This is a genomic window from Acinetobacter sp. 766875, assembly GCF_000582055.1.
In the GTDB taxonomy this organism is placed as follows: domain Bacteria; phylum Pseudomonadota; class Gammaproteobacteria; order Pseudomonadales; family Moraxellaceae; genus Acinetobacter; species Acinetobacter nosocomialis.
Genome location: NZ_JEXX01000027.1, coordinates 44,160 through 53,102 on the forward strand (window position 1 = coordinate 44,160; position 8,943 = coordinate 53,102).

Genomic DNA, 8,943 nt, shown 5'->3' on the forward strand with positions numbered 1-8,943 from the left:
TTATATGAAATATATTATAGGTGTCTTATGTGTTGCGTACTTTCCAGCGCATTCATTTGCTGAACAATTAGTAGATCATACGAATACTTTGATTCCAAGTGTTCCTGAATCTATAGATGGCAATAATAAATATACGCAGGAAAAGATAAATGGACAGGAGCAAAATCTTAATTTTATTCAGTTATTTTTAAATATTTCTATTAACTCTAATCCTTCAGAAGATTTGTTTTCCGTAAAACAATCTAAGGACGGAAAGTTATATATTCGTTCTGGTGACTTAAAAACGCTAAGAGTGAAAATGGATGAGCATATTCCAGATAGTCAATGGGTATGTATTAATGAACTTAAGGGAATCCAGTTTAAATATCTGGAAAATGAGCAGTCTCTGAACTTACAAGTTCCTTCGAGCATGTTAACTGGTTACTCAGTTGAGTTAAGTGGTCAGCAAACTACTAGTTCTGGTTTGCTAAAAATGAAACCCTTAAATGCTGCAATCCTGAACTATAGCCTGTACCACACCATAACCAATGATGAGAGTGTTTTCTCTGGTTCAGCTGAAGGTATTTTTAATAGCGCACTCGGTAACTTTTCATCAGGCGTTTTATATAACGGTAGTAATGAAACGAGCTATAGCCATGAGAAGTGGGTGCGTCTGGAAAGTAAATGGCAATATGTAGACCCTGAAAAAGTCAGGATATATACCCTAGGTGACTTTGTTTCCAACAGTTCTGACTGGGGCAGTAGTGTTCGTCTTGCCGGCTTCCAGTGGTCGAGTGCCTATACCCAGCGTGGTGATATTGTTACCTCGGCGTTGCCGCAATTTTCCGGTTCAGCGGCGCTGCCTTCTACACTGGACTTATATGTTAACCAACAAAAGATTTATTCAGGCCTTGTTCCTTCAGGCCCATTTGACATTAAGCAGCTGCCGTTTATTTCAGGAAATGAAGTCACACTGGTGACCACCGATGCCACAGGTCAGCAAAGCATTACCAAAAAACCTTATTACTTTTCATCGAAGATTCTGGCAAAAGGCATCAATGAGTTTTCAGTCGATGTTGGGGTTCCACGCTACAACTATGGGCTGTACTCAAACGATTATGATGATGCCACCTTTGCTTCGGGCGCGATTCGTTATGGTTATAGCAACTCACTGACTTTAAGTGGTGGTGTAGAAGCTTCAACAGATGGCCTGTCGAATCTAGGCACAGGTTTTGCCAAGAATGTTTTTGGTGTTGGAGTGATTAATGCCGACATTGCAGCAAGCCAGTATAAGGATGAGAACGGTTATTCTGCCTTAGTTGGTTTAGAAGGCCGTATTAGCAAGAATATTTCATTTAATACCAGCTACCGCAAAGTATTTGATAACTACTTTGACTTGGCCCGTGTGTCTCAAATTCGATATTTAAAAGAAAACCAGATTACTTCTGAGCCACAGAATTATCTGAGCTACAGTGCACTGGCAGATGAGATTATTAGGGCAGGGATTAACTATAACTTTTATGCGGGCTATAGCGTTTATGTCGGCTACAACCAAATTAAATATAGTGATAACTCGTATAAGTTACTGTCTGCTAACTTAAGCGGAAGTCTGAACAAGAACTGGGGTTTTTATAGTTCAGCTTATAAAGATTATGAAAACCATAAGGACTATGGCATTTACTTTGCCCTGCGCTATACGCCATCTACCAGAGTGAATGCTATTTCTAGTGTATCTAGTGATAGTGGCAGATTGACTTATCGACAAGAAGTATTTGTTCTATCGGAACCACAAATTGATTCATTTGGATGGGGCGGATATGTTGAGCGAGATCAGGATGCACATAACAATAATGCATCGATCTATGGTTCGTACCGAGCAAGGGCTGCGTATCTGACAGGTCGTTATAACCGAATTGGGGATAATGACCAGGTTGCACTTTCAGCGACAGGATCGTTGGTTGCGGCGGCAGGACGTATATTTGCGGCCAATGAAATAGGGGATGGTTATGCTGTTGTTACCAATGCCGGACCGCAAAGCCAGATTATTAATGGTGGGATAAATCTAGGAACAACTGATAAGTCTGGAAGATTTCTGATTCCAAGCCTCATGCCCTATAGAGAGAACCATATTTATTTAGATCCATCATATCTTCCTTTAAATTGGAATGTTAAATCTACAGATCAAAAAACAGTAGTAGGTTACCGCCAAGGAACCTTAGTTGACTTTGGTGCACATCAGGTCGTTTCAGGCTTAGTGAGAGTCGTTGATAAAAACAATTCACCATTATTACCGGGTTATAGCGTTCGAATTAATGGGCAACAAGAGGCTGTAGTGGGCTACGATGGCGAAGTATTTGTTCCCAACCTATTACAACAAAACAAACTTGAAGTAGATCTTCTCGATCATGGTTCATGCCAGGTTAACTTCACTTATAACAGTAATCAGTACTCAACTAAAAAATTGGGACCTTATATATGTCAGTAAATAGTATTAATAAGGCTCAAAGAGAGAGCTATAAAAAATTTTCATTGTCTTTAAAATATTTTATAGGTATTTGCTTATTTTATATCATTTATGCATTTTTTAGTCCGTCACATGCTGCTTGTACGGTAGCTGGAACGACCAATAATACGTTTACCTACACGGCAGCAAATATTAATAGTGATGCAACGGTAAACTTTTCAGGAACAATTACTTGTACGAATGGAGGGATAATACCTCAGATCTCTCCGTTTATGTGTATGAAGACCGTATTTACAGGAGCAACCACTGCGAATAATAACGTGACCTTACCCTATACGGTTACTGCAACTGTAGGTGGAGCAGGTTCTTCTACCACCAACCAAACCTCCAATGTTTGGTATGGTCCAGTGGTAACTATCGCTTCAAACAATGTTCTTAGCTATTCGGTAAATGTGAAGGTACCCGCACGTACAGGATCACTAATTGCTTATCCTCAAGGAACATATACAGCTACAGTTCAACTATTTTGGGATATGGATCTTCTATCAGTGTTATGTTTAGGTGATTTACTCAGCTGGGACTCTGGAAGTGTAATTTTAACAGCAAATTTTGTAGTGCCGACACTTTGCCAATTAAACTCAACCTCGAATGTAGATTTTGGCAATATTAACGATATTGGCACGGCTAGTCGTGATTACACAACACAAGGTGCTGTAAATACGACATGTAACTATGGAACGCCTTATACGATTTATTTGGGGGATGGCAATAACCGTATAAGCGGAGGATTCAGGCGTATGGCCAATAGTAATAATGAGTTTATTCCCTATCAGTTATATAAAGATGCTGCTTATAGTTCGGTGTGGGATGCTACGGGTGGAATATCTAGTATTGGTGGCGCAGGTGGAGTGTCTGGTACTGGAACAGGTAATGCTCAAACCACAACAGTTTATGGAAAAATTCCGCAAGGTACTACGATTGCAAGTAGACCCGGTAGTTACTCCGATAATGTTGTGGTTACAGTGACTTATTAATTATTTCAGGCACTATTTCTTTAAAAGAGGTAGTGCTTGATTAATTATAAGATTTAGTTTTTTTAATTATTAGGAAATGATAAGTATTCCATTTGTCGGATTTAGTTAAATTATTTATGTATTTATATATACTAAACGTTCAAATATAAAAAAGGATAATGACGTGAAAAAGATAATTTTAGCAACAATAATAGGTATCTCGGGTATGAATAACTCTTTTGCTGAGTGTACCTATAGCTTTGATGCGAATCAGCAAGATATAAAGGCTTTTGAAGTAGCAAATTCAGCTCATGCAGCTAGTTATCGTTATGCGGAGCCAGTTGCTAATTTAAATATTGCAAATCAGTCAGGTTATGATGTTATACAATATTACTCAAATAAAAACGTTGATTCATTGTTCACTTCTAAAAAATATATTCAGTTTAAAACCCAGTATCCATCTGATACACCAGACAACGTTGTTATTGTAGATAAAGCTATTGGTAGTTCAGATATATTTGCTCAGGAGTTTATTTTTGATGTGAATAACTTAAAGGTTAACCTTGGCAATAATTCTCAGATGTATGAGTATGGTTTTATTATTACTGGGTCTTCAGAGTCTAAAGTGGAATTAACACTAAATTTAATGTTTGCAAAAGGTAATAATTATTCTGGTGTACTAAATGGAGATGCAATTGCTTCTTTAGGCGCTACATATAAATCTGATGGGAATGGTCATTTAACATATTTAAGTGCCAATAGAACTAATAATCCAGTAGAAGTTCCAGCAGATGGAAAAGTTAGAGTAGGTATTTATGTAAATCAAAATACTAAACAGGTTGGCTATATTATTAATGGTGTGAATTATGGCTACTTGAACCTTACGATGGAAAATAAATTAAAATATATAAGTTTTATGGGAGCAATTAACCAAGATCATTTCGCTAACTCGGCCTTAACTGGTAAAACAGTAGGTCTTCAATTGGTTACAGATAAATCAAAAATGCAGTTTACTTACCCAACAGGGGCAAAAGATATTTGTGGTGATGCTTTATAAGAAAAATATCAAGGCTATGTATCTTAGTTTTTTAGGGTACATAGCTTTGCAAAATCTATAAATTAAAAGATAACGTAAATACTCACAGCTCTTTTAATCATAATAAAAAATTAAATAATTCTTAGTATTCGAAACTTGACCGTCATCAAAAATGGTTTGACTTAAAAAAGTATTCTGTATATTTGTTTATTAGTTCCAAAAAAGAACTGGCAAGTAAAACAGGCAATTAAAAAATAAAGGTGAATAAATGTCGGATATTATTTTGCATCAGTGGGAAATTTCTCCATTTTGTCAAAAAATTTCAAGGGCTTTGAAATTTAAGGGTATACCATTTGATACAGTAAACTATAACGGCATTCTTGGTGCCAAAGTTCCTTTGCTGAGTAAAGTAGGGAAAGTGCCCGTTATAGATGATAAAGGGCAACGTATACAAGACAGTACCCGTATTGCTCGTTATTTAGATGAAGCCTATCCAGATACACCGCGACTTTATCCCGAAGATCCAAATCAAAAAGCACTTGCCGAACTGTGGGAAGACTGGGCAGATGAGTCTCTTTATTTTTATGAGGTGTATTTAAGGGTAAATGACTCGGAAGCGTTAGAAGAAGCAATCCGTATTAGTAGCATTGGTCGCCCAGCTTATGAAAAGCCAATGGTAAAAGCTTTTATTTTAGCCGAATTAAAAACACAACTTTTCTTTCAGGGTTTGGGCCGAATGAAAGCTGAAAATGTAGAAGCAGAGTTTTTAAAACATTTAGACCGTATTGAGCAGGTGTTATCACAAAGTGAATGGTTGGTTGGAGATAAACAGACGATAGCAGACATTGCCGTAGTTGCCCAACTCGGTGAGGTGGTTCGAACAAGCAAAAAGTTTAGTAAAGAAATTTTGAATCGTCCGTTTATTGCTTTATGGTATAAAAAACAAACAGGGTGAACCGGCTATGTCATTAGAACCACCGAATAAAACACGAGATTGTGCAGTTGTTATTGGTGTCGGGGCTTCACAGGGGATCGGAGCAGCCGTTTGTCATCGTTTTGCAAAAGAAGGATTAAAAGTTTACGTTGCTGGGCGAACTTTCCAGAAAATTGAAGCAGTGGCTGCTGAAATCCATGCAAATGCAGGTGAAGCTGTCGCATTTCGTTTAGATGCTGAAGATATACATCAAGTACAAGCCTTATTTGACACCATTACTAGTCAAAACGAGCGTATTACCGCTGTTATTCATAATGTTGGGGGGAATATACCCTCAATTTTTTTACGTAGCCCGCTATCGTTTTTTAATGATATGTGGCAATCCACATTTTTATCAGCTTATTTGGTTTCTCAAAGCTGTCTAAAAATTTTTAAAGAGCAAAAACACGGTACGCTTATTTTTACTGGAGCGAGTGCCTCTTTGCGCGGCAAACCCTTTTTTGCTGCTTTTACGATGGGTAAATCTGCATTGCGAGCTTATGCATTAAATCTAGCTCAAATTTATAAAACACAAGGCATTCATATTGCTCATGTCATTATTGATGGAATGGTAAATGGTGACAGAATTAATAAAGCTTTATTTGGGCTAGGCCGTTTGGCGCGTCTTACACGTGGAACAGGCGGGCTTAATCTTGATGCAATAGTAGAAAACTATTGGATGCTCTACCTGCAAAGCCCTGAACTTTGGACACATGAGTTAGATTTACGCCCATACCAAGAAAAATTTTGAGAGACTTATATGCTAAAAACAATATTTCAGAAGTTTCAAAAAAAGCAGGGCTGTGTAGTGGTTGCTGGTCATGATATAGACCTACTGGGCCATGACTTTGTAATTTTAGATAAAAACCATCAAGCTCCATTACATGTTTATCAAGTCATACATGATTCTACTGTTCAGAACATACAAGTAAGTTTCGTAAATGATGGCATGACAAGTGTCCGCTTAAACTTGATAAAAACTAAGCATTTAAAAAATCTGCTGAAATATATAACAGAGCATCGTCATACCATTGAGTTATGCGTGTTTCAGCCAAATTTTTCATCTGCGCCAAATATTGAATCTTTATCTTTAGAAGAAATTGAGCACAGTTGGCAGACCACAGGTTTAAGTGCTGTGAGCATGTCGCAGTTAGTACTTAAACCCATGTTAAAGCAGCAGCGGGGTACAGTTATTTTTCTTGGAGCGCCATCTCATCATTCTGCTCACCACGATGTATTAAGCCAAAGTATGTTTGCGAGTATTCGAGCGTTATCGCAGTCGTTGGCAAGAGAATTTCAGCCCAAAGGTATACATGTCACGTATTGCATGGTAGAAAAATGGGATGGACAAAACCCGCACTTTATTTCATCTGTTAAACAAGTGTGTCAGCACATCTATCACCAATCTGATTCTGCATGGAGCCAAGAGCTCAACGTATCGTGAGATTTTACTTTCGAGTGTTCTTAAAATAGAGTACTGCTTTGGAATGACAGCACAACAATAATTTCGGTAGGTACTCAAATGTTAAATATTAAGAATGCTCAACAAACGGTTAAGGTAGCGACTACAGTGGCAGCTTTGATGTGCTTTTCTTCACTGGCACAAGCTTATCAATATGAGCAAACAGCACGTTTAATTAACGAACGTTTATCTTATATGAAAGATGTCGCAGGCTATAAAGCAGAGCAGCATTTACCGATTGAAGTTTTAACACAAGAAAAGAAAGTACTCGACCAATCACTTTCTGAAGCCGACTCTTTTGGACTGAACAGCGAAACAGTAAAGCCGTTTATAGTGACACAAATGAATGTAGCGAAAGCTATTCAGTACCGATATAGAGCAGATTGGTTGTCTAGCCCTGAAACCAACTGGAAGCCTCAAGACTTAAGCGAAGTGCGTTTAAAAATTAGTTCTTTAAATACGGAGCTTCTAAAAAATATTGCCTATGAACTCAAGAAAAATAATAACAAGGCGCCTCATGGCTGTAGCTATATGTGGCCAGTTCAGCACCCTCAACTTAAAGAAGCTGACAAGAAAGCTTTATGTGTAACATTAAATAAAATCAAATTAAAACAATGAAACACCCAAAGCTGTCTATATAAGTAAATCACTCAATTAACATTAAGTCGGCAGTATTGGCAGATTTAAGTGGTCGTAAGGCAAAGGTTGAACGCGTATGCCGAATACCTTTAATCGAATACAGCTTTTTACGTAAAAACCGTTCGTAATGTTCGGCATCTTTTACGGCCACTTTTACCAAGTAATCATAATCACCAGTAACTAAATGAGCCTCGACTACTTCGGGAATGTCTGCCAAAGCCTCACTAAAGTTTTCTAGCATTTCGTCATCGTGTCGTTCTAGCGTAATTTCAATAAAGAACAACTCGTGAATACCAATCGCTTTTGGGTTTACGTTTACTGTATAGCCTTCAATAATTTTTAGACTTTCTAAACGTTTGAGTCGAGTCCAGCAGGGTGAAGATGAAAGCCCAACTTCTTCGGCGAGCTGCGCAACCGTTAAGCGTCCATTTCCACGAAGGGCAGATAATATTTTCCGATCTATGCGATCTAGTGTGTATTCTGTGCTGTTCAAAATATAAACCAAAGAAGATTCTTCTGTTAATTTTTAATATACGTGATTTTTATGCTGAGATCATTTAAAAAAACTGAAAATACAGTAAACATTTTGAGTGACACAGCCATACACTATTTCTATGCATCGAACTCTACTGGATAGGAGTTGTGATGAAGCAAAGAGCACTGTTTCAGTAAGGGTGACTAAACAGTGCTCTTTGCGGATCTTATAAAAAATTAAATATTAGAAATTTTTGATTCGAAAACTGCTTTTATAGTTGAAGAAAAGTCACTAAAAGAAATTATCTCTATCTGCTGCTTAGTTTTATATTTGACAAATTTATTTAAACATTTGTTAGGTACTCTCATAAACTAAATCTATCGATTTAATGAAGTTAATTCTCATTTTTATTTTACTATTATTCTTATATGGTTTTATAATCTCATTCATTAAAAAAATATAACGTATGTTATTAAAATTTACATCAAAATTTTAATTTAATCATTATAAGTGCATATAAAACTAATCCCATAATTTTAATAAGGTGATGAAATATTCAAAAGATAAGAGGATTTAGCTAACTTTCTTATTATTAATAGACACTGGCTTTGTTGCACAAAGCTGTTCTTAAGGGCTTCTTCAGCAATATAATTTTCAAATGAAGAAGCCTACACAAAAAATCTACCGCACAACCAATTGGCCCGCATATAACCGAGCTCTCATTAATCGTGGGAATATTGCCATTTGGTTCGATCCAAAGACCCAGTGGTATGCACAATCACAAGGCAAGCATGGTCGAAATCAAACTTACTCTGACACCGCTATTCAATGCTGTTTAATGATCAAATCTTTATTCAGACTCTCTTTACGTATGGTCACAGGTTTTGTTCAAAGTCTGATTA

9 protein-coding genes are annotated in these 8,943 nt (G+C 37.1%); 8 read left to right on the top strand and 1 reads right to left on the bottom strand.

Annotation, left to right across the window (positions count from 1 at the left end; genetic code table 11):
- The first annotated feature begins 4 nt into the window (after nucleotides 1-4).
- From J576_RS17275 to J576_RS17305, 7 genes are all read left to right on the top strand, one after another.
- Nucleotides 5-2,464 carry a fimbria/pilus outer membrane usher protein gene (locus tag J576_RS17275; RefSeq protein ID WP_033855703.1) on the top strand — a complete coding sequence of 820 codons (2,460 nt, stop codon included), beginning with the start codon at nucleotides 5-7 and terminating at the stop codon, nucleotides 2,462-2,464.
- Nucleotides 2,455-3,477, top strand: a complete 1,023-nt coding sequence (locus J576_RS17280; RefSeq protein ID WP_002048984.1) for a Csu type fimbrial protein — start codon at nucleotides 2,455-2,457, stop codon at nucleotides 3,475-3,477. The genes J576_RS17275 and J576_RS17280 overlap by 10 nt, the downstream gene beginning before the upstream one ends.
- A 163-nt stretch (nucleotides 3,478-3,640) precedes the next feature.
- A complete protein-coding gene (locus J576_RS17285; RefSeq protein WP_025467732.1) occupies nucleotides 3,641-4,513 on the top strand; it encodes a DUF4882 family protein in 873 nt (290 codons plus the stop codon).
- A gap of 247 nt (nucleotides 4,514-4,760) precedes the next feature.
- Nucleotides 4,761-5,447, top strand: coding sequence for a glutathione S-transferase (locus J576_RS17290; RefSeq protein WP_002049028.1), 687 nt, complete (start codon nucleotides 4,761-4,763; stop codon nucleotides 5,445-5,447).
- A gap of 7 nt (nucleotides 5,448-5,454) precedes the next feature.
- Entirely contained in the window at nucleotides 5,455-6,216 is a 762-nt protein-coding gene (locus J576_RS17295) for an SDR family NAD(P)-dependent oxidoreductase (protein WP_002049037.1), read from the top strand.
- A gap of 9 nt (nucleotides 6,217-6,225) precedes the next feature.
- Nucleotides 6,226-6,909 carry an SDR family NAD(P)-dependent oxidoreductase gene (locus J576_RS17300; RefSeq protein WP_002049032.1) on the top strand — a complete coding sequence of 228 codons (684 nt, stop codon included), beginning with the start codon at nucleotides 6,226-6,228 and terminating at the stop codon, nucleotides 6,907-6,909.
- A 78-nt stretch (nucleotides 6,910-6,987) separates the two neighbouring features.
- Nucleotides 6,988-7,545, top strand: a complete 558-nt coding sequence (locus J576_RS17305) for a chorismate mutase (RefSeq protein WP_002048987.1) — start codon at nucleotides 6,988-6,990, stop codon at nucleotides 7,543-7,545.
- A gap of 28 nt (nucleotides 7,546-7,573) precedes the next feature.
- On the opposite strand, the gene J576_RS17310 is transcribed toward J576_RS17305, so the two are convergent.
- Nucleotides 7,574-8,059, bottom strand: a complete 486-nt coding sequence (locus tag J576_RS17310) for an Lrp/AsnC family transcriptional regulator (RefSeq protein ID WP_031944247.1) — start codon at nucleotides 8,057-8,059, stop codon at nucleotides 7,574-7,576.
- 640 nt (nucleotides 8,060-8,699) lie between these two features.
- Here J576_RS17310 and J576_RS19925 point away from each other — a divergent pair.
- A partial coding sequence (locus J576_RS19925; RefSeq protein WP_033855746.1) for a transposase occupies nucleotides 8,700-8,943 on the top strand: 244 nt, incomplete at its 3' end.

Bases quoted from the DNA above. Each gene is read 5' to 3' on its own strand.
- J576_RS17275 (WP_033855703.1), top strand. From the start codon at position 5: ATGAAATATATTATAGGTGTCTTATGTGTTGCGTACTTTCCAGCGCAT.
- J576_RS17280 (WP_002048984.1), top strand. From the start codon at position 2,455: ATGTCAGTAAATAGTATTAATAAGGCTCAAAGAGAGAGCTATAAAAAA.
- J576_RS17290 (WP_002049028.1), top strand. From the start codon at position 4,761: ATGTCGGATATTATTTTGCATCAGTGGGAAATTTCTCCATTTTGTCAA.
- J576_RS17295 (WP_002049037.1), top strand. From the start codon at position 5,455: ATGTCATTAGAACCACCGAATAAAACACGAGATTGTGCAGTTGTTATT.
- J576_RS17300 (WP_002049032.1), top strand. From the start codon at position 6,226: ATGCTAAAAACAATATTTCAGAAGTTTCAAAAAAAGCAGGGCTGTGTA.
- J576_RS17305 (WP_002048987.1), top strand. From the start codon at position 6,988: ATGTTAAATATTAAGAATGCTCAACAAACGGTTAAGGTAGCGACTACA.